This is a genomic window from Sphingobium sp. TKS, from assembly GCF_001563265.1.
GTDB lineage: Bacteria > Pseudomonadota > Alphaproteobacteria > Sphingomonadales > Sphingomonadaceae > Sphingobium.
The window spans coordinates 1,735,521-1,753,803 of record NZ_CP005083.1 but is presented as its reverse complement, the minus strand read 5'-3'; the positions used below and the strand labels follow the sequence as shown (position 1 = coordinate 1,753,803).

Genomic DNA, 18,283 nt, shown 5'->3' with positions numbered 1-18,283 from the left:
TCGATACCGCCATGACCATCACGACCGGCACCGCACCCGAAACCCGTTCCTTCGAGGCCGATGTCGCCCGGCTGCTGCACATGATGGTGCACTCGGTCTATTCGGACAAGGACGTCTTCCTGCGCGAGTTGATCTCGAACGCGGCCGACGCCTGCGAAAAGCTGCGCTACGAACTGCTGAGTGATCCCGCGATCGCAGGCGACGACGGCCAACCCCGCATCACCGTCACGCTCGACCCCGAAGCGCGCCAGCTCATCGTCGAGGATAATGGCATCGGCATGAGCGAGGTCGAACTGGCCGAAGCGCTGGGCACCATTGCACGGTCCGGCACCCGCGCCTTCATGGAGCGCGTCACGGCAGCCAAGGAAGGTGAAGGCGCGCAACTCATTGGCCAATTCGGCGTCGGCTTTTATTCCGCCTTCATGGTCGCGGACAGTGTCGACGTCTTCTCTCGCCGCGCCGGTGCCGACACCGCCGCGCATTGGGCGTCGGACGGCATGGGCAGCTACACCATCCAGCTTGTCGAGCTGGCGCAGGCTCCTGCTCGTGGCACCCGCATTGTCCTCCATCTGAAGGAAGACGCCGCCAATTATACCGAGCATTTCACCACCCAGCGCATCATCACCGCGCAATCCGGCCATGTCCCCGTCCCCATCTTCCTCAAGGAAAAGCCGAACGCCGAGGAAAAGCAGATCGCGGACGGCGCGGCGCTCTGGACCCGTCCGAAATCGGACATCACGGCGGAGGAATATACCGACTTCTACCGCAGCGCCGCCGGTCAGTTCGATGAACCCGCCCTGACGCTCCACTACCGCGCCGAGGGGCTGCACGAATATTCGGTCCTCGCCTTCCTGCCCTCCATGCGCCCCTTCGACCTGTTCGACCCGGATCGCGCAGGCCGGATGAAGCTCTATGTCCGCCGCGTCTTCATCACCGATGAGGCGCAGATATTGCCGCGCTATCTGCGCTTCGTGCGCGGGCTGGTCGACAGCAACGACCTGCCGCTCAACGTCTCCCGCGAGATGATCCAGGAAAGCCCGGTGCTCGCCGCCATCCAGAAGGGCGTGGCCAACCGCATCCTGTCCGAACTGGACAAGCTGGCGGACAAGGACGCGGAAGCCTATCGCAGCTTCTGGGAGAATTTCGGCGCGGTCCTGAAGGAAGGCCTGTTCGAGGACTTCGCACGGCGCGAGACGCTGCTTGGCCTCGCCCGCTTCAAATCCACCGCTGGCGGAGAGGATTGGCGCTCGCTCAAGGATTATGTCGGGGCGATCAAGGACAATCAGACCGCGATCTACTACGCCACCGGCACCGATCTCGACCGCCTCGCCTCCTCGCCCCAGCTTGAGGGTTTCCGCGCGCGCGGGATCGAGGTGCTGCTGCTCACCGATCAGGTCGACAGCTTCTGGGTCACCGCCGGGGTCGATTATCAGGGCAAGCCGTTCAAGTCGGTGACACAGGGTCTGGCCGACCTCAGCCTGATCCCGCTGGCCGACGGCGAAGCGCCCGCGACGCAGGCATCGGCAGAGGTCGACGGCTTCATCGCCTATGTGAAGACGGTACTGGGCGAGGAAGTCTCCGACGTCCGGGCATCGGAACGTCTGACGGAAAGCGCTGTCTGCCTGGTCGCGCCCGACAATACGATGGACCGCCAGCTCGAAAAGCTGCTGGCGGGCGCCGGACGACTCGACAATGCGGCCAAGCCCGTGCTGGAGATCAATCCGCGCCATGCGTTGATCGCAAAGCTCGGTACGCTGGCCGAAGACAGCGACCTGCGCGAGGACGCGGCGAAACTGCTGCTGGATGAGGCCCGGATCGCGGACGGCGAGCTTCCGACCGACCCGCGCGCCTTTTCCGCACGCCTCGCTCGCATGATCGGCGGGGCAATCGGATAAGCCTCCGGCGGCCGGGTCGCGCCCGGCCGCCGCCCCAATGATAACAGTATCGGACGACAATCCGCTTGCCAGCCTCGCGAAAGCGCGCCAAGCACGCGGCAACAGGAAAATGAGGGGATAGCGCGTCGATGAGCTATTATGACGTTCTGATCGTGGGTGCGGGACATGCCGGGGCACAGGCGGGCATTTCGCTGCGCCAGCTTGGTTTCGAGGGCTCGATCGCGATGGTGGGCGATGAAAAGGATCCACCTTATGAGCGTCCGCCGCTGTCCAAGGAATATTTCGCGGGCGACAAGAGCTTCGATCGCATCCTGATCCGCCCCGCGAGCTTCTGGGAAGAGCGCAAGATCGACATGCTGCTCGGCCTGCGGGTGAAGGCCGTCGATCCCGTGGGCAAGTTCGTGACCGCGGGCGACCGGGAAATCAGCTATGGCAAGCTGATCTGGTGCACTGGCGGTTCCCCACGCATGCTGAGCTGCGCCGGTGCCGACGCGCCTAACGTCCATGCCGTGCGCCGCCGCGACGATGTCGACGCCATGATGGCGAAGCTCGACCAGATCAGCCATGTGACCGTGATCGGCGGCGGCTATATCGGCCTGGAGGCGGCGGCGGTCCTGTCGAAATTCGGCAAGAAGGTCGTGCTGCTCGAAGCGCTCGACCGCGTGCTGGCACGCGTGGCGGGCGAGGAACTGTCACGCTTCTACGAGGCCGAGCATCGCGCCCATGGCGTTGATCTCCGCACCGGCGCGCGGATGGACTGCATCGAAGTCACCGATGGCCAGGCGACTGCCGTGCTGATGGAAGATGGCGAGCGGATCGAGACCGACATGGTGATCGTCGGCATCGGCATCATCCCCGAAACCGGCCCGTTGATCGCGGCGGGCGCGGCGGGCGGCAATGGCGTGGACGTGGACGAATATTGCCGCACCAGCCTGCCCGACATCTATGCGGTGGGCGATTGCGCCGCCCATGCCAACAGCTTCGCCCGGGGCGCGCAGATCCGGCTTGAGTCGGTGCAGAACGCCAATGACCAGGCGAAAACGGCGGTCAACCACATCATGGGCAAGGAAGAAGCCTATCATGCGGTTCCCTGGTTCTGGTCGAACCAATATGATCTGAAGCTCCAGACCGTGGGGCTTTCGACCGGGCATGATCAGGCGATCCTGCGCGGCGATCCGGCGACCCGCAGCTTCTCCGTCCTCTATCTCAAGGGGGGCAAGCTGATCGCGCTCGACTGCGTCAATGCGGTCAAGGATTATGTGCAGGGCCGCGCCCATGTCATTTCCGGCGCGGTGCTGGATCAGGCGCAGTTGGCGGACGCCTCGGTTCCGCTCAAGGAAGTCGGCCTCGCCTGATCGAGATGAAGGTCAGCCCCGAAAGCTGGCCTTCACCGCCAATTCCCAAGGCCCGCCGCGATAATGCCAAGCCGCAAGGCCAGCGATCGCGAGCGGCCTCGGGCGGAAATCGCGTCGTAACGCCGTCGCCAGTTTCTTTGCCTCCGCCGGTTCGACCTTGTTCTGCACCGTGATGTGGAGACGCGGCCGCCCCTGATCCTGCGGCACCAGCAATCCGGCAAAAGCTTCCCCCAGTTCATGGCGCATCGCCATCAGGTCCGGGCTTTCCACCCGATAGGCGACACCCCGCCCCAGCAGCATCACCTCGGTCAGCCTCGCACCGGGCGGCGGACCTGCGCAGAGCCGCTTCAAACGCCGCGCCACTTCCCCCAGAGCGGAGGGGGGTAGATGATGGAACAGCGTGATATGCGCCGGCACCAGATTGCGTTCGGCCGGAAAATGCGCGCGGCGCAAGCCTTCCGCCCAGCCGAAATCCGCCGCGCCCATCAAAGCCGTCACGACGATCGGCGCCGCCAAAGCCTCATTTGCCAAAACCCGGCATATCCTTTCGCAAAATCCCGCCAGCCCTATGATCCCCCCACGGCCTCGGTAGGCAGGCCGCCGACAGAGGGGGAAAGTCATGACCGCACCGCGATCCTTTCGGGCCATCGGGATCATATTGCTGCTCTGGAACCTGATGGGGGTCGCCGCCTTCATCATACAATATACCGCCGACCTCGGCCAATTGGCGAAGACCGATCCTTATACGGCAAATATCTTCGCCGCCATGCCGGTCTGGGCCTGGGCTACCTATGCGGTCGCTGTCGGCGCAGGCACGCTGGGCGCGACCCTGCTGCTGCTCCGCAAGGCCGCCGCTGCGCCCTTGTTCCTGCTCTCGATCGTCGCGGTGATCGTGCAGTTCGGCTACAGCTTCATCCATACCGACCTACTGGCGGTGAAGGACATTACGGCGGCGATCTTCCCTGTTGTGATCCTGATCATCGCTATCTTCCAATGGCGCTATGCCCGCAGCCTGATTGCAAAGAGCATCCTCCGCTAAGCCGCGGTCAGCGCCGGCTGCTGTCCGACCACCCCCAGATCGAAGGGCGCGGTCTGGTAGATTTCGTTGATCCAGTTGCCGAACAGCAGATGCGCATGGCTGCGCCAGTGATTTAGCGGAGCCTGCGCCGGGTCATCGCCAGGAAAATAATGGGCCGGCAACTGCCTTGCCCCGTCACGCGCATATTCGTCGGCCAGCGTCAGCCTGTCATATTCCAGATGGTTGAACATATGCAGGAAGCCGCGCCCCGGATCACCGATCAAACAAAGGCCCGATTCCGCGCTATCGGCCAGAATCTGCAAGCCGCGCCCGTCGGGGATATCCTCCTGCCGCACTTCCGACCAGCGGGACACCGGCACGCAGAAATCGTCGGAAAAGCCACGCATCCAGGGCGACGACGGCAGATGATTGTGATGCCGGAACACGCCGAAGGCCTTGCGCTCCAGCGCATGCTTTTCCACGCCGTGGAAATGATGCAGCGCTGCCTGCGCCGCCCAGCAGATGCTCAAGGAACGATGCACATGGGTCTGCGTCCAGTCGAAAATGGCACGCAATTCATCCCAATAGCTGACCTCTTCGAACGGCAGCGTTTCCACCGGCGCGCCGGTGATGATGAAGCCGTCGAACCGTTCATCCCGTACATCGCTCCATGGGCGATAGAAGGACGCCATATGATCGGCGGAGGTGTTGCGCGAAACATGGTCGCTGATCCGCACCAGCGTCAGTTCCACCTGCAGCGGCGTCGCCCCCAGCAGCCGGGCGAGCTGGGTTTCCGTGCTGATCTTGTTGGGCATGAGGTTGAGCAAGGCGATCCGAAGAGGCCGGATGTCCTGCCGCACCGCATCGGCCTCGCGCATGACAACGACGCCTTCGGCCTCCAGCGTGCGGCGGGCGGGAAGATCGTCGGCTATCTTGATCGGCACGTCACGTCATTCCTTGCTTCGGAGCGACGCTTAACGATGTGGCTTGGGTCCGCTTGGTTGCCGGATCGGCCACATCCTCCTTTACGGAGTGCCACCTTGCCCGGATCGGCAGGTTGGCGTTGGGCGTCGCCCCAACTCTTGATGCTGATGGCTGGATAGGCGGGTAAGTGGCGTTTGGCAATCGCTGCTTTACGGAAGAAAAGGAAAACTTCGCCTGCTAATGACCAGAAGCGGACGTTTGACGGAAATGACGTCCACCTTCCACCCAAACAACCTATAGACCTGTGCAGGCTAAAGCTCTCCCCGAGCCCGCCGGATTTCAAACCATTTCCGCACATTCTCATTATGTTCTTGCAGCGTATCGGCAAAGATATGCCCGCCCTTGCCATCCGCGACGAAGTAGAGCGCCTTCGTCTCCGCGGGATGCAAGACCGCCAATATCGACAACCGCCCGGGATTGGCGATCGGCCCCTTGGGCAGCCCGGTCATCGCATAGGTATTATAATCGTTGACAGCCGCGATCTCCGACTTCTTGATCCTGCGTCCCAGCGGCTTGCCCTTGGTGATCGGGTAGATGATCGTCGGGTCCGCCTGCAGCATCATGCCGACCTTCAGCCTGTTGCCATAGACCCCCGCCACCATCGGCCGCTCGGACGGCACGCCGGTTTCTTTCTCGACGATGCTGGCCAATATGATGGCCTGCTTGGGCGTCTTGGCGACGCTATTGGGCGCCCGCTCCGCCCACAGCTTCGTGAGCGCCTTGTCCATGGCGCCCTGCATGCGCCCCAGCACCGCCGCCCGGCTCTCGCCCTTGTCGAAGGCATAGCTGTCGGGCAGCACGCTTCCCTCCGCCGGCACCGGGATATCGCCGGTCAACTCCTCATTCGCCTTCAACCGCTCATAGACCAGGATCGAGGGCATCCCCTCCGGTATGGCCACGAGCCGGGTCAGCGTCTTGCCGCCCTGGAGAATGCCGAAGATATCGCTGTTGCTGGCGCCCTTGGGGATCAGGAACTCGCCCGCCTTGATCGACTTGCCGCGCCCGAAAACCTTGGCGCGGGTCAGGAAAGCGTCGGCGGAGCGCACCGCGCCCTTCTGCTTGAGCAGTACCGCCGCATCCGCAATCGTCGCGCCTTCGGGCACCACGATCTCTATATCCCTCGTCGCCGGTCCCGCCTCTGTCCATCCATAGACGAAGCGGAATGCAACGAAAGCCGCGACGGCCAGGCCGATCAGCAATATGCCAGAGCCAAGCCGCCGCATGCGTCGTGTCTCAGACCGCCTTCATGATCAGCGAAGCGTTGGTGCCACCGAAGCCGAACGAGTTGTTCAGCACCGCGCGCACCTTGCGCTCCTTGGCGACGTGCGGAACCAGGTCCACGCCCTTGCAGCTTTCGCTCGGCTCATCGAGGTTCAGCGTCGGCGGCACGATCTGGTCGCGCATCGCCAGGATGCAGAAGATGCTCTCCACCGCGCCCGCGCCGCCCAGCAAGTGGCCGATGGCCGACTTGGTCGAACTCATCGACATGGTCGACAGATGTTCACCGAACAGCCGCTTCACCGCGCCCAGTTCCAGCTCGTCGCCCAGCGGGGTCGAGGTGCCATGCGCGTTCACATAGTCGATATCCGCCAGCGAAAGCCCCGACTTCTTGAGCGCCATCTGCATCGAGCGATAGCCGCCATTGCCCTCCGGATGGGGAGCAGTGACGTGATAGGCGTCGCCCGACAGACCGTAGCCGATGACTTCGGCATAGATCTTGGCACCACGCGCCTTGGCCCGCTCATATTCTTCCAGCACAACCACACCCGCGCCTTCGCCCATGACGAAGCCGTCACGGTTGACGTCATAGGGCCTCGAAGCCTTTTCCGGCGCGTCGTTGAAAGCCGTCGACAGCGCCCGAGCCTGCGCGAAACCGGCAATGCCGATCGGACAGATCGCGCTTTCCGCACCGCCGGCCAGCATCACGTCGGCATCGTCCATCGCAATCATCCGCGCGGCGTCCCCGATGGAATGTGCGCCCGTCGAGCAAGCCGTCACGACCGCATGGTTCGGCCCCATCAGCCCATATTTGATCGAGACCTGACCCGAGATCAGGTTGATCAGCCGCCCATGGACGAAGTGCGGCGACACGCGGCCCGGCCCCTTGTTCGCCAGCACCAGCGATTCGCTCTCGATGCCCGGCAAGCCGCCAATGCCCGAACCGATCGAGCAACCGGCGCGCAGACGCTCCTCCTCGCTCATATTGTCGAGGCCCGCGTCGCGCAGCGCCTGGCTGGCGGCGGAAATGCCGTAGACGATGAACGGGTCGACCTGCCGCTGGATCTTGTGATCGACATCCAGCCCGGCATCATAGCCATATTCATGATCCGCCGGCTTCACTTCGCAGGCGATGCGGCACTTATATTCACTGGCGTCAAAGCGCGCGATCGTCGCCGCGCCGGATTTGGACGCGATGATGTTCTTCCAGGTCGTTTCCACATCCCCGCCGAGCGGGCTGACCATGCCAAGGCCGGTTACGACAACACGACGCATATGCTTGCTCCGAAAAATTCTCTTTGGCTCAACGCCGTCCATCTAGCCATTCGAAGTGCCCCTGTGAACAGCCAAAACATGAACGGGAACCAGATACGAAAAGGCTCCCCAAGACCCGGTTTTTGCCGGACAGGAGGAGCCAATTCCTTCAAACGCGGCGGCCAAACCCCAAAAAGGCAGGCCGCCCGACGCTCTTACTGCTTGCTGTCGATATAATCGATGGCGTCCTTGACGGTGGCGATCTTCTCCGCCGCATCGTCAGGGATTTCGACGCCGAATTCTTCCTCGAACGCCATCACCAGCTCAACGATGTCCAGGCTGTCAGCGCCCAGATCGTCAATGAAGCTCGCATCCTCGGTCACCTTTTCGGCTTCGACGCCCAGATGCTCGACGACGATTTTCTTTACGCGATCCGCGGTCTCACTCATGAGTGGTCCTTCTTACTGGGTATCGTTGATGGTTCTGAATATTTGTTAAGGCATGCCCTAGAGGCAAGCCCCATAAGAGGCAAGAGGCAAGAGGCAATCGGGAAGCACGCCCCCGCCTGCATTCGACTCATTCGCCCCGATGGCACAAGGCGGCCGCTTTGCAAATGCCCAAAATTTTTCGGGCGCAAGGGAATAACCCGTCGCGCCCGACCGGTTCAGATCATCGCCATGCCGCCATTTACGTGCAGCGTCTGGCCGGTCACATAGCCCGCTTCCTTGCTCGCAAGATACACGACCGCCGCGCCGATATCCTCGCCCGCGCCCAGATCACCCGCCGGAATCCTGGTCAGGATCGCGCCCTTCTGCGCGTCATTCAACGCGTCGGTCATGGCCGAACGAATGAAGCCCGGCGCAACGCAGTTCACCGTGATTCCGCGGCTCGCCAGTTCCTGGCCCAGCGATTTCGACATGCCGATAATGCCCGCCTTGGACGCGGCATAATTGGCCTGGCCGGGATTGCCGGTGACGCCCACGACCGAAGTGATGGAGATGATCCGCCCGAAGCGCGCCTTCATCATCGGCTTCGCAGCAGCGCGGGCCAGCCGGAACGCCGCCTCCAGATTGACGGAGATCACGTTCGACCATTCCTCATCCTTCATGCGCAGGATCAGGTTATCGCGGGTGATGCCGGCATTGTTGACCAGAATGTCGAGCTTGCCGCCCAGCGCTTCGACCGCCTGCGGCACCAGCGCGTCCACCGCCGCCGGATCGCTGAGGTTGCAGACCAGAATCTTGTGATTCCCGCCCAGTTCCGCCGCAAAGGCCTTGAGCTTCTCCTCATTGCTCCCCGAAAGGGCGAGCGTGGCACCCTGCGCGGCGAGGGCTTTTGCGATGGCGGAACCGATGCCCCCCGAAGCGCCCGTCACCAGCGCGGTCATGCCTGTCAGATCGAACATGTCAGTCTCCCTTGAAATTCGGCGTCCGGCGCTCGAAAAAGGCGTCGATCGCCTCATCATGATCCGCCGTCGCATGGGCCAGCGCCTGCATCGCGCCCGCCATTTCCATGATCTGGTTCAATTCCGCCGTCTGCGCCGCGCGCAACAGCCGCTTGGTCATCCGCGTCGCATGCGGCGGATTGGCGGCGATCTTGTCCGCCAACTTGCGCGCTGCGGTCAGAAGGTCGGCGTCCGGCACCACCTGCCCCACCAGCCCGATCCGCAGCGCCTCCGCCGCATCGATCGTCTCGCCGGTCAGCGCCAGTTCGGTCGCCTTGGAAAAACCCACGATCCGCGGCAGCAACCAAGCCCCGCCGTCGCCGGAAACAATCCCCAGCTTCACAAAAGATTCAGCAAATTTAGCCGATTGTGCCGCAATCCTGACATCGCACATCAGCGTCAGATCGCAGCCCGCGCCGATGGCAGGCCCGTTGACCGCCGCGATCACCGGCAGTTCGATCCCCTGAAACAGCAGCGGCAGACGCTGGATTCCCGCCCGATAGTTGCGCCGCGTCTGCGCAGGCAAACCTGCCCGCAAACCACCCGCATCGGGCCGCATCGCGTTCAAATCCCCGCCGGAAGAAAAGGCGCTTCCAGACCCGGTCAGGATAGCCACATGCACCGACAGGTCGCGCTCAGCCTCCTCGAACACGGCGCACAGAGCATCGACCATCGCCGGATCGGAGATCGGATTGCGCCGGTCCGGCATGTTGAGCGTGACCGTCAACACGGCCCCGTCACGGCTGGTCAGAACAGGAGCGCCGCTCACATCGCCCCCAGGGCGGCCTCGATATCATCCATCGTCACGATGCTGCGCACGGTCGCGTCGGGCGCGATCCGCTTGACCATCGGCCCCAGCACCTTGCCGCCCAGCTCGACGAACTCGGTCACGCCCGCGTCCCACATGGCCGCGACGGATTCGCGCCAGCGCACCCGGCCCGTCACCTGCTCCACCAGCCGCAGCTTGATTTCTTCGGGATCGGCGATCGCGCTTGCCAGCACATTGGCATAGACCGGCAGCAGCGGCGTGTTGATCGCCGCCTTGCCCAAAGCCTCCTCCATCGCCTCGGCGGCGGGCTGCATCAGCGGACAGTGGAAGGGAGCCGACACCGGCAGCAGCACGCCCCGCTTGATGCCATGATCCTTGACCAGCGCCACCGCCCGCTCGATCGCGCCGCGATGGCCGGAAATCACCACCTGGGTCGGGTCATTGTCGTTGGCGACGGTGCAGACCTCGCCCTGGGCAGCCGCCTCGGCCAGCCTCAAAGCCTTCTCGATATCCGCGCCCAGCAGAGCCGCCATCGCGCCTTCGCCCACCGGCACGGCAGCCTGCATCGCCCGTCCGCGCAGCTTGAGCAGCTTCGCCGTTGTGCCGATGTCGAAAGCCTCCGCCGCACAGAGGGCGCTATATTCGCCCAGCGAATGCCCGGCGACGAAATCGCCCTTCTCGGCCAGCGAAAAGCCGCCTTCCTTCTGCATCACTCGCAGCGTCGCCAGCGCATTGGCCATGATCGCGGGCTGCGCATTTTCCGTCAGCGTCAGGTCGCTTTCCGGCCCCTCCACCATGATGCGGAACAAATGCTGTTTCAGGGCGTCATCGACCTCCTGAAACAGCTCCTTCGCCGCCGGGCTCGCTTCGGCCAGCGCCTTGCCCATGCCGACCGACTGGCTGCCCTGCCCCGGAAAAAGAAATGCCCTCATCATCCACCTTCTGACATGCGCGCCCAGCAAAAGCGCAATTTTTCAAAGCCGTTACACCTTTGAGACACAAATGCCGTTGAGCCCCCGGCCCATTTCGGCAGTCCTCATCGGAGGACCGCCTTTAACGATGACGGAGTATAAGGAAAAGGTGCGATATCGCATTGCATGGATCGCTGGAACGGCACTGGCGCTCTCGGCCCGCGCCGATCGATGAAGCCGGTCTCGCCAACCTCCGTTCAGCACAAGCACATATGCGCGTAAACCTGCTCCCCATCGACGCGCTGCGTCACGAATAGGGATTACACTTCGCGACAGCTTTGCCGCGATCCGGCACAGTCCTGCGACAAATGCGTCCTATCTCTGTTTGCGACGCCGGGAACGGCGGCAAGACATAGAAAGAAGGAGCATGATGATGTTCAAGAAGTTGCTGATGGCTCTCACCGCCACCACCATGATGGCGAGCCCGATGGTCGCTGCGGAAGCTCAGGCCGCGCCGCACCGCGAAGTCCATCAGACCGTGAAGCAAGGCTCCCATGGCCGCACCGTCACCCGGACGACCGTCATTCGCAAGGACGACCGCCGCGACAATCACCGCCGCTGGGCCAAGGGCCAGCGTTTCGACCGCCGCTATGCGAACAACTATCGCGTGATCGACAATTATCGCGGCTACCGCCTGAAGGCTCCGCCGCGCGGCTATCACTGGGTCAGTTCAGGCAATGACGCAGTGCTGGTCGCCCTTGCCAGCGGCATCATCGCCTCGGTCATCACCGGCGCCATCCGTTAAAACCGGATCAAAGCAGCTGACGCCCCGGAGGCAATTCCGGGGCGTCTTCTATGCCAGTCCCGTCAGATAATAGACTGCGATCACCAGGAAAACGGTGAACGTCTTGATCAACGTCAGCGCAAAAATATCCTTATAGGCCTGCCTATGGGTCAGCCCCGTCACCGCCAACAACGTGATGATCGCGCCATTATGCGGCAGGCTGTCCATCCCGCCGCTCGCCATGGACGCCACCCGATGCAGCACCTCGCGCGGGATGCCCGCAGCATCGCCCGCCGCTGCGAACTGCTCGGCCATCGCCGCCAGCGCGATCGACAGCCCGCCCGAAGCCGATCCCGTAATCCCGGCGAGCGAGGTCACGGTAATCGCCTCATTGACCAGCGGATTGGGCACGGCCTTCAGCGCCTCCTTCACCACCAGAAAGCCCGGCAGCGCCGCGATCACCGCTCCGAACCCATATTCCACTGCCGTATTCATCCCCGCGAGCAACGCCCCGCCCACGGCCGCCCTCGACCCATCGGCAAAGCGCCGCGCCACCCGCGCAAAGGCGAAGAGCAGGATCGTCCCGATCCCCAGCAACAACGCGCCCTCCACGGCCCAGAGCGCCGCCACCTGCGCCACCTTCACCACCACCGGCTCGGCAAGGCCGATCAGCGACACGCTGACCTCCTCCCCCGACACCATGCGCGGGATCATGATGGTCAAAGCCAGATTTCCCAGCCCCACCACCAACAGCGGCAGCAATGCGATCAAAGGATGCGCAACCTTCTCGCCCCCATCCACCGCTTCCGGCTCGTTCACCAGGGTTTCCGGCGCGCCATAGCCCTCTCCCGCTGCCTTCATCGCCCGCCGCCGCCAGCCGAGATAGGCCAGCCCCATCCCCATGATGCAGGCCGATCCGATCAGCCCCAGCGACGGCGCTGCCCAGGCCGTCGTGCCGAAGAAGCTGGTCGGAATGATATTCTGGATCTGCGGCGTCCCCGGCATCGCATCCATGGTGAAGGTGATCGCGCCGAGGCCAATGGTCGCGGGCACCAATCGCTTGGGAATATCCCCCTGCTGGAACATCTCTGCGGCGAAGGGATAAACCGCAAATACCGCCACAAAGACGGAAACCCCGCCATAGGTCAGCAGCGCCGTCACCAGCATGATCGCCGGGATCGCCCTTTGCGCGCCCACCAGCCCGATCACCGCCGAGACAATCGAGCGCGAAAAGCCCGAAATCTCGATCAGCTTCCCGAACAGCGCCCCAAGCAAAAACACCGGGAAATAGAGCTTCAGAAAACTCCCCACCTTCTCCATGAAAAGCCCCGAAAACACCGCAGGCACGGCGGAAGGATCGGTCAGAAACACCGCCAGCATCGCCAGCAGCGGCGCCATCACGATGACGCTCATCCCCCGATAGGCCGCAATCATCAGCAATATCAGCGACAAGGCCGCGATCCCGACCGCCATCCCACTCTCCCCTTTGCGTCTCTTGCATCAACCTCTATGCAACCCGCGGCAGGACGCCAAGTCTCCCTTGCCTTTCATCCGCATTTCCGTCATAGGCGCCGCTTCGCACGGCCACGGGGTGACTCGCGGCTGCGCGGATCAATGCTTGAGACGACAGCCGGAGGGGCGTTCCACATGGGGTGGGCGTCAGCGATCGGCCAACAGATGAGGCAATACCCATGGCTCTTTATGAGCATGTGTTCCTTGCGCGCCAGGATCTGGCACAAGCGCAGGTGGACGCTCTGGCGGAAACCGCCACCAAGATCGTCGAGGAAAATGCTGGCAAGGTGACCAAGGTGGAAACCTGGGGTCTGCGCAGCCTCGCGTACAAGATCGCCAAGAACCGCAAGGCGCACTATGTCATGCTCAACATCGATGCCCCTGCCGGCGTCGTGGCCGAGCTGGAGCGCCAGACCCAGATCAACGAAGACATCATCCGCTACATGACCATCAAGGTCGATGAGCTGGAAGGTGGCCCGTCGGTCATGATGCGCAAGCAGGAACGCTCCGAGCGTGGTGATCGCGGCCCCCGCGGTGACCGTGGCGATCGTGGCCCCCGCGAAGATCGTGGCGACCGTGGCCCGCGCCGTGAGCGCGAAGAAGCCGCCGCCGGCGAATAAGGAGATCTGACCAATGGCACGCCCGTTTTTCCGCCGCCGCAAGAGCTGCCCCTTCGCCGCCAAGGATGCGCCGAAGATCGATTATAAGGACGTCCGTCTGCTGCAGGGCTTCGTGTCCGAGCGCGGCAAGATCGTCCCCAGCCGCATCACCGCGGTGTCCGCCAAGAAGCAGCGCGAGCTGGCCCAGGCCATCAAGCGCGCCCGTCATCTGGGCCTGCTGCCCTACATCGTGAAGTGAGGGAGTAAGACTCATGGAAATCATTCTCCTCGAACGGATCGAGAAGCTGGGCGCCATCGGTGACGTCGTCACCGTGAAGGACGGTTACGCGCGTAACTATCTGCTGCCCAACAAGAAGGCGCTGCGCTCCAACAACGCCAACAAGAAGGTCTTCGAAGCCAACCGCGCGAAGATCGAAGCCGACAACGCCGCCCGCCGCACGGACGCTGAAAAGGCTGCCGAAGGCGTCAACGGCAAGCAGATCGTCCTGATCCGCCAGTCGTCCAACGCCGGCCACCTCTATGGTTCGGTCGCCGTTCGCGACGTCGTCGAAGCGCTGCACGCTGATGGCGTCACCAACGTCACCAAGGCGATGGTCGTGCTGGAACGCCCGATCAAGACCCTGGGCGTGTTCGACGTCAAGGTTGCGCTGCATCCCGAAGTCGCGGTCACCATCACGGTGAACGTCGCCCGCTCGCCGGAAGAAGCCGAACTGCAGTCGCAGGGCGTGGACGTGATGGCCGATCTGTTCGAAAAGGACGAGAGCGGCTTCACCGAAGATTATGATCCGAACGCGGAACCCGGCGAAATCGCCGTGGAAGCCGAAGAAGCCCCGGCTGAAGAAGCCTGAGTTTCAGCTTCGGCCTGAACAGAGAAGCCGCCCCTCACCGGGCGGCTTTTTTGTTGGATATGACGGCCAAAGATCAACGCAGGAATGACGGCTTCCCATCCGATCTCACCGCTCCCCCCTCTCGACAGTGACCGCAATTGCAGGCAGCTATCAAGGCCTTGAAGGGGGAACCATGCAGATCAATGCCGACTCTTCCGGTGCCGCCATTACCTCCAGGCCATGGCCACTCACCGTCGCTGCCATTCTCCTGATCTGCTCTTTGCTTCTCTTCTGGCCGGGCATTGCGAGCTACGACACAGTCGTTCAATATCAACAATTTTTGAGCGGAAGCTATGACGATTGGCATCCGCCGGTCATGGCCCGGCTCTGGTCGATCCTGCCCTTCGCTCAGCATGGCACAGCGCCCATGTTCGCGCTGCAACTGAGCGGCTACTGGATCGGCCTTGGCCTGCTGGCCCAGGCTGTCGGCGGCCGGAGGGCCATCGTCCTGCTTGCCGTCGGCGCGACGCCGTTCCTCAGCGGATGGATCGCCGTCGTGATCAAGGACAGCCAGATGATCGGCGCACTGGCCCTCGCTACCGGCCTTGTCGGCCATTTCCGCCTGCGCCACCAGCCCATCCCGGCGCCGGCCCTGATCGTCATCATCCTCTGCCTGATCTACGCAACGCTGGTTCGCGCCAATGCGGTCTTCTCGACCGTTCCGCTGGCGATGCTGCTGCTTGCCCGGCCGCAATCCGGCGCTGCCCGCTTTGCCCTGATGATCGCCGCCATCCCGGCCATCCTGCTCCTCTCCCAGCCAATCAACCACGGTCTGTTCGACGCGGAGGACAGCGGCGTCCGCCGCACCCAGCCGATGTACGACCTGGCGGGCATTGCCGTGCGGGCAGGGGACGGAGCAGACAGCGGCCTCTCCACGGCGGCGATCGAGGCGCTGAGACAAGATGATTGCGTCCGTCCGCTGTTCTGGGACTCGCTGAGCGCCACCCCCGCCTGCCAGTCCGCCATCGGGCATATGGAAAAGGCGCCGATCGGCCCGCTCTATCTCCAGCTCGCCATGGCGGCGGCGCGCCATCCGATCGCCTATCTTGCCCATCGCGCCGCCCATCTCAATTCGACCGAGCGCTGGCTGGTTCCCCTCCACTGGCCGCTCGCCGCGCCGCCGGCTCGGGCCGAACCCAATGACCTTGGCCTCGCCAACCCTCAAAGCCCTCTGGTCGCGGCATGGCAGCGTCTGGCGGCATGGCTGACGGAAACGCCGCTGGCCTGGCCGATCCTGTGGACCGCAGCCGCTCTTTGGGGCCTGTGGGCCAGCCTTGCCCTGGCATCCGGAAGGACCAAGGATAGCGCCGGAAATAGTGCCAGGGATTTGGCGCTTGCCCTCTTCGCCTCCGCCCTGTTTCAGGAGGCCAGCTTCGCGGTCATCAGCATATCGTCGGATCTGCGCTATCATCTCTGGCCCATGCTGGCGACGGCGATCGGCTGGCTGATCCTGGGCCGTTCGCCCCTGCGCAGGCGGCGCGGGGCGGGACTGACCATCGCGCTGCTGCTGCTCTGCGGCGGCGTCGCCCGTTTCACCCTGCCGCCGGTGCCGCCCCATTATGCGGAGCTGTAGCCGGACCGGCGCCCATCAAACGCCCCCTTTCATCTTCCCCCCAACCTGCTCTATGGCGGGTCCGATTTTCCCAAAGGGAACGACAACTTGATCCTTGACCTTGCCGCCGCCGCTTCGGGCGCCATCCGTTTCGACCAGCTCGGCCTCAGCCCGGTCGCGCTCGACCTCGGCTTCTTCACGCTGAAATGGTACAGCCTCGCCTATCTGGCCGGCATATTGATCGGCTACTGGTATCTGCTGAAGCTCATCGCCCAGCCCGGATCGCCCATGGCGCGCCGCCATGCCGACGACATGATCTTCTATGCGACGCTAGGCATCATCATTGGCGGGCGGCTGGCCTATGTCTTCTTCTACCAGCCCGAAATCCTCCAGCATCCGCTCGATATCTTCAAGCTCTGGAACGGCGGCATGTCCTTCCATGGCGGCGCGATCGGCGTGTCGCTCGGCATCCTCTACATGGCGCGCAAGGAGAATCTCTCCTGGCTGCGTATCCATGATTTCGTGGCCTGTTGCGTCCCCTTCGGCCTGTTCTTCGGCCGCCTCGCCAATTTCGTGAACGGGGAATTGTGGGGCAAGGAAACCGACGTGGCCTGGGCAATCATCTTCCCGACCGGCGGCCCCTTCCGCCGCCATCCCAGCCAGCTTTACGAAGCCTTTTTCGAAGGCATCATCCTCTTCCTCATTCTGGCCTTCGCCTTCTGGAAGACCCGCGCCCGCTACAAGCCCGGCATGCTCGTGGGCCTCTTCCTCTTCTGCTACGGCATCTTCCGCTTCGGCATCGAATATTTCCGCGAAGCCGACGCCCAGCTCATGGAATTCGCCGCCCGCACCGGCCTTCATATGGGCCAGTGGCTCTGCGTGCCGATGATCCTGGGCGGCCTCTACCTGATCGTCACGGCCAAGGGCCGCCGTGTCCGGGTGGAGCCCATTGCAGGCAGTGCGAGTGTCAGTTGAACTCAGTCTTTCGGAACGCCTGTCGCGCCAGATCGCGGCAGGCGGCCCGATCTCCGTCGCCCATTATATGGCGGAGGCGAACCAGCATTATTACGGCACCCGCGACCCCCTGGGCGCGGCGGGCGACTTCACCACCGCGCCCGAAATCAGCCAGATGTTCGGGGAACTGATCGGACTCTGCCTCGCGGACATGTGGATGAGATCGGGCAGCCGTCCGGAGGTGCATTATGTCGAGTTGGGGCCCGGCCGCGGCACGCTTGCCTCCGACGCGCTGCGCGCCATGGCCAGCGCATCGCTCCATCCCCGCGTTCATTTCGTCGAAACCAGCCCCAGCCTGCGGGAACGGCAAAGGGCGCTGATACCCAATGTCTCACACCACGACGCCGTTTCAAGCCTGCCAGAGCAGGGGCCGCTGCTGGTCGTCGCCAATGAATTTTTCGATGCCCTTCCCGTCCGCCAGCTTGTCCGCGTCGGTCAGGAATGGCGCGAGCGGGTGGTCGTACGCCCCGATCCCGAACAGCCCGCGCATTTCGCCCCAATGCCCGGTTACCGCCGAGTCGAATCCGGCATCCCCGCCATGGCCGCCGACGCGCCGGAAGGCACGATCCTTGAAATGCCGCTCGCCGGATCGGCCATCGCGCTGGAACTGGCGCATCGCATCGCGCGGCAGGGCGGCGCCGCGATCATCGTCGACTATGGCTATGAAGGCCCGGCCACCGGCGACACGCTCCAGGCCGTCAGAGCGCATCGGTTCGCTGATCCTTTCTTCGAACCAGGCGAGAGTGACCTAACCACCCATGTCGATTTCACCATGATTGGCAATATGGCGCGGCAAGCCGGGCTGCACGTGACGCGAACGGTCGGTCAAGGTGCCTTTCTGCGCCAGCTCGGCATCGACGCCCGCGCCGATCAGTTGAGCCGCACCGCGCCCACCCGCGCAGAGGAAGTGGAGGCCGCCCGTCATCGGCTGACCGCTGACGACGCCATGGGAACGCTGTTCAAGGCCATGGCCTGGGTTCACCCGGACTGGGCCGACCCGGCGGGATTTGAGGGATAAATTACCGTGCTCCTGCCTACGCAGGAGCAGGTTTCAGCCAGCCAGACC

The 18,283-nt window shown here is 63.5% G+C and carries 19 protein-coding genes and 1 riboswitch; of the genes, 10 read left to right on the top strand and 9 right to left on the bottom strand.

Going from position 1 to position 18,283, the window contains the following annotated elements; translation table 11 throughout:
* Nucleotides 1-11 precede the first annotated feature (11 nt).
* Entirely contained in the window at nucleotides 12-1,895 is a 1,884-nt protein-coding gene (gene htpG, locus K426_RS08840; RefSeq protein WP_066556036.1) for a molecular chaperone HtpG, read from the top strand.
* Between the two features lie 128 nt (nucleotides 1,896-2,023).
* Nucleotides 2,024-3,250: an NAD(P)/FAD-dependent oxidoreductase gene (locus K426_RS08835; RefSeq protein ID WP_066556034.1), complete on the top strand. Its 1,227-nt coding sequence runs from the start codon at nucleotides 2,024-2,026 to the stop codon at nucleotides 3,248-3,250.
* 12 nt (nucleotides 3,251-3,262) lie between these two features.
* Here K426_RS08835 and K426_RS08830 read toward each other — a convergent pair whose 3' ends face one another.
* Nucleotides 3,263-3,766 carry a 2'-5' RNA ligase family protein gene (locus tag K426_RS08830; RefSeq protein ID WP_237230046.1) on the bottom strand — a complete coding sequence of 168 codons (504 nt, stop codon included), beginning with the start codon at nucleotides 3,764-3,766 and terminating at the stop codon, nucleotides 3,263-3,265.
* Nucleotides 3,767-3,869: 103 nt separating this feature from the next.
* Here K426_RS08830 and K426_RS08825 point away from each other — a divergent pair, with 103 nt between their 5' ends.
* A complete protein-coding gene (locus K426_RS08825; RefSeq protein ID WP_066556033.1) occupies nucleotides 3,870-4,289 on the top strand; it encodes a sugar transporter in 420 nt (139 codons plus the stop codon).
* Here K426_RS08825 and K426_RS08820 read toward each other — a convergent pair.
* From K426_RS08820 to fabD, 7 genes are all read right to left on the bottom strand, one after another.
* Entirely contained in the window at nucleotides 4,286-5,212 is a 927-nt protein-coding gene (locus K426_RS08820; protein ID WP_066556031.1) for a homoserine O-succinyltransferase, read from the bottom strand. The two genes, K426_RS08825 and K426_RS08820, sit on opposite strands and share 4 nt — an antisense overlap.
* Before the next feature lie 43 nt (nucleotides 5,213-5,255).
* Nucleotides 5,256-5,362, bottom strand: a riboswitch (SAM-I-IV-variant riboswitch).
* Nucleotides 5,363-5,503: 141 nt separating this feature from the next.
* Nucleotides 5,504-6,475: an endolytic transglycosylase MltG gene (gene mltG / locus K426_RS08815; RefSeq protein WP_066556029.1), complete on the bottom strand. Its 972-nt coding sequence runs from the start codon at nucleotides 6,473-6,475 to the stop codon at nucleotides 5,504-5,506.
* A 10-nt stretch (nucleotides 6,476-6,485) separates the two neighbouring features.
* Complete coding sequence (gene fabF / locus K426_RS08810; RefSeq protein ID WP_066556027.1) at nucleotides 6,486-7,745, bottom strand: beta-ketoacyl-ACP synthase II; 1,260 nt, start codon at nucleotides 7,743-7,745, stop codon at nucleotides 6,486-6,488.
* A 194-nt stretch (nucleotides 7,746-7,939) separates the two neighbouring features.
* Nucleotides 7,940-8,173: an acyl carrier protein gene (locus K426_RS08805; protein ID WP_007689016.1), complete on the bottom strand. Its 234-nt coding sequence runs from the start codon at nucleotides 8,171-8,173 to the stop codon at nucleotides 7,940-7,942.
* 215 nt (nucleotides 8,174-8,388) lie between these two features.
* Nucleotides 8,389-9,129, bottom strand: a complete 741-nt coding sequence (gene fabG, locus K426_RS08800) for a 3-oxoacyl-[acyl-carrier-protein] reductase (RefSeq protein WP_066556025.1) — start codon at nucleotides 9,127-9,129, stop codon at nucleotides 8,389-8,391.
* 1 nt (nucleotide 9,130) lies between these two features.
* Nucleotides 9,131-9,937 (bottom strand): crotonase/enoyl-CoA hydratase family protein, encoded by an 807-nt coding sequence (locus tag K426_RS08795; protein ID WP_066556023.1) that lies wholly within the window; start codon nucleotides 9,935-9,937, stop codon nucleotides 9,131-9,133.
* On the bottom strand, nucleotides 9,934-10,869 hold the full coding sequence (gene fabD / locus K426_RS08790; RefSeq protein ID WP_066561564.1) for an ACP S-malonyltransferase: 936 nt from the start codon (nucleotides 10,867-10,869) through the stop codon (nucleotides 9,934-9,936). Before fabD ends, K426_RS08795 begins: the two co-directional genes overlap by 4 nt.
* A 412-nt stretch (nucleotides 10,870-11,281) precedes the next feature.
* Between fabD and K426_RS08785 the strand changes: the two genes are divergently transcribed.
* A complete protein-coding gene (locus K426_RS08785) occupies nucleotides 11,282-11,653 on the top strand; it encodes an RcnB family protein (RefSeq protein ID WP_066556021.1) in 372 nt (123 codons plus the stop codon).
* Between the two features lie 48 nt (nucleotides 11,654-11,701).
* Here K426_RS08785 and K426_RS08780 read toward each other — a convergent pair whose 3' ends face one another.
* Nucleotides 11,702-13,105, bottom strand: coding sequence for a GntP family permease (locus K426_RS08780; protein ID WP_066556018.1), 1,404 nt, complete (start codon nucleotides 13,103-13,105; stop codon nucleotides 11,702-11,704).
* 218 nt (nucleotides 13,106-13,323) lie between these two features.
* On the opposite strand from K426_RS08780, the gene rpsF reads away from it, so the two are divergent.
* The 6 genes from rpsF to K426_RS08750 all read left to right on the top strand — a co-directional run bounded on the left by rpsF (nucleotide 13,324) and on the right by K426_RS08750 (nucleotide 18,235).
* On the top strand, nucleotides 13,324-13,764 hold the full coding sequence (rpsF, locus tag K426_RS08775; protein WP_066556017.1) for a 30S ribosomal protein S6: 441 nt from the start codon (nucleotides 13,324-13,326) through the stop codon (nucleotides 13,762-13,764).
* Between the two features lie 13 nt (nucleotides 13,765-13,777).
* Nucleotides 13,778-14,002 carry a 30S ribosomal protein S18 gene (gene rpsR / locus K426_RS08770; RefSeq protein WP_004212076.1) on the top strand — a complete coding sequence of 75 codons (225 nt, stop codon included), beginning with the start codon at nucleotides 13,778-13,780 and terminating at the stop codon, nucleotides 14,000-14,002.
* 13 nt (nucleotides 14,003-14,015) lie between these two features.
* Nucleotides 14,016-14,612: a 50S ribosomal protein L9 gene (rplI, locus tag K426_RS08765; RefSeq protein ID WP_066556016.1), complete on the top strand. Its 597-nt coding sequence runs from the start codon at nucleotides 14,016-14,018 to the stop codon at nucleotides 14,610-14,612.
* Nucleotides 14,613-14,784: 172 nt separating this feature from the next.
* Complete coding sequence (locus tag K426_RS08760) at nucleotides 14,785-16,224, top strand: hypothetical protein (RefSeq protein WP_066556015.1); 1,440 nt, start codon at nucleotides 14,785-14,787, stop codon at nucleotides 16,222-16,224.
* Between the two features lie 87 nt (nucleotides 16,225-16,311).
* Nucleotides 16,312-17,178 (top strand): prolipoprotein diacylglyceryl transferase, encoded by an 867-nt coding sequence (gene lgt / locus K426_RS08755; protein ID WP_066556013.1) that lies wholly within the window; start codon nucleotides 16,312-16,314, stop codon nucleotides 17,176-17,178.
* The gene (locus K426_RS08750; protein WP_066556011.1) at nucleotides 17,168-18,235 is read left to right on the top strand and encodes a class I SAM-dependent methyltransferase; all 1,068 of its coding nucleotides are present in this window, start codon (nucleotides 17,168-17,170) and stop codon (nucleotides 18,233-18,235) included. Before lgt ends, K426_RS08750 begins: the two co-directional genes overlap by 11 nt.
* Nucleotides 18,236-18,283 lie beyond the last annotated feature (48 nt).

Excerpts from the sequence above, each read along its gene's own strand:
- K426_RS08785 (WP_066556021.1), top strand. The coding sequence starts at position 11,282 with ATGTTCAAGAAGTTGCTGATGGCTCTCACCGCCACCACCATGATGGCG.
- fabG (WP_066556025.1), bottom strand. The coding sequence starts at position 9,129 with ATGTTCGATCTGACAGGCATGACCGCGCTGGTGACGGGCGCTTCGGGG.
- rpsF (WP_066556017.1), top strand. The coding sequence starts at position 13,324 with ATGGCTCTTTATGAGCATGTGTTCCTTGCGCGCCAGGATCTGGCACAA.
- rpsR (WP_004212076.1), top strand. The coding sequence starts at position 13,778 with ATGGCACGCCCGTTTTTCCGCCGCCGCAAGAGCTGCCCCTTCGCCGCC.
- K426_RS08760 (WP_066556015.1), top strand. The coding sequence starts at position 14,785 with ATGCAGATCAATGCCGACTCTTCCGGTGCCGCCATTACCTCCAGGCCA.
- fabF (WP_066556027.1), bottom strand. The coding sequence starts at position 7,745 with ATGCGTCGTGTTGTCGTAACCGGCCTTGGCATGGTCAGCCCGCTCGGC.
- K426_RS08835 (WP_066556034.1), top strand. The coding sequence starts at position 2,024 with ATGAGCTATTATGACGTTCTGATCGTGGGTGCGGGACATGCCGGGGCA.
- fabD (WP_066561564.1), bottom strand. The coding sequence starts at position 10,869 with ATGAGGGCATTTCTTTTTCCGGGGCAGGGCAGCCAGTCGGTCGGCATG.
- rplI (WP_066556016.1), top strand. The coding sequence starts at position 14,016 with ATGGAAATCATTCTCCTCGAACGGATCGAGAAGCTGGGCGCCATCGGT.
- K426_RS08805 (WP_007689016.1), bottom strand. The coding sequence starts at position 8,173 with ATGAGTGAGACCGCGGATCGCGTAAAGAAAATCGTCGTCGAGCATCTG.
- htpG (WP_066556036.1), top strand. The coding sequence starts at position 12 with ATGACCATCACGACCGGCACCGCACCCGAAACCCGTTCCTTCGAGGCC.
- K426_RS08780 (WP_066556018.1), bottom strand. The coding sequence starts at position 13,105 with ATGGCGGTCGGGATCGCGGCCTTGTCGCTGATATTGCTGATGATTGCG.
- mltG (WP_066556029.1), bottom strand. The coding sequence starts at position 6,475 with ATGCGGCGGCTTGGCTCTGGCATATTGCTGATCGGCCTGGCCGTCGCG.
- K426_RS08825 (WP_066556033.1), top strand. The coding sequence starts at position 3,870 with ATGACCGCACCGCGATCCTTTCGGGCCATCGGGATCATATTGCTGCTC.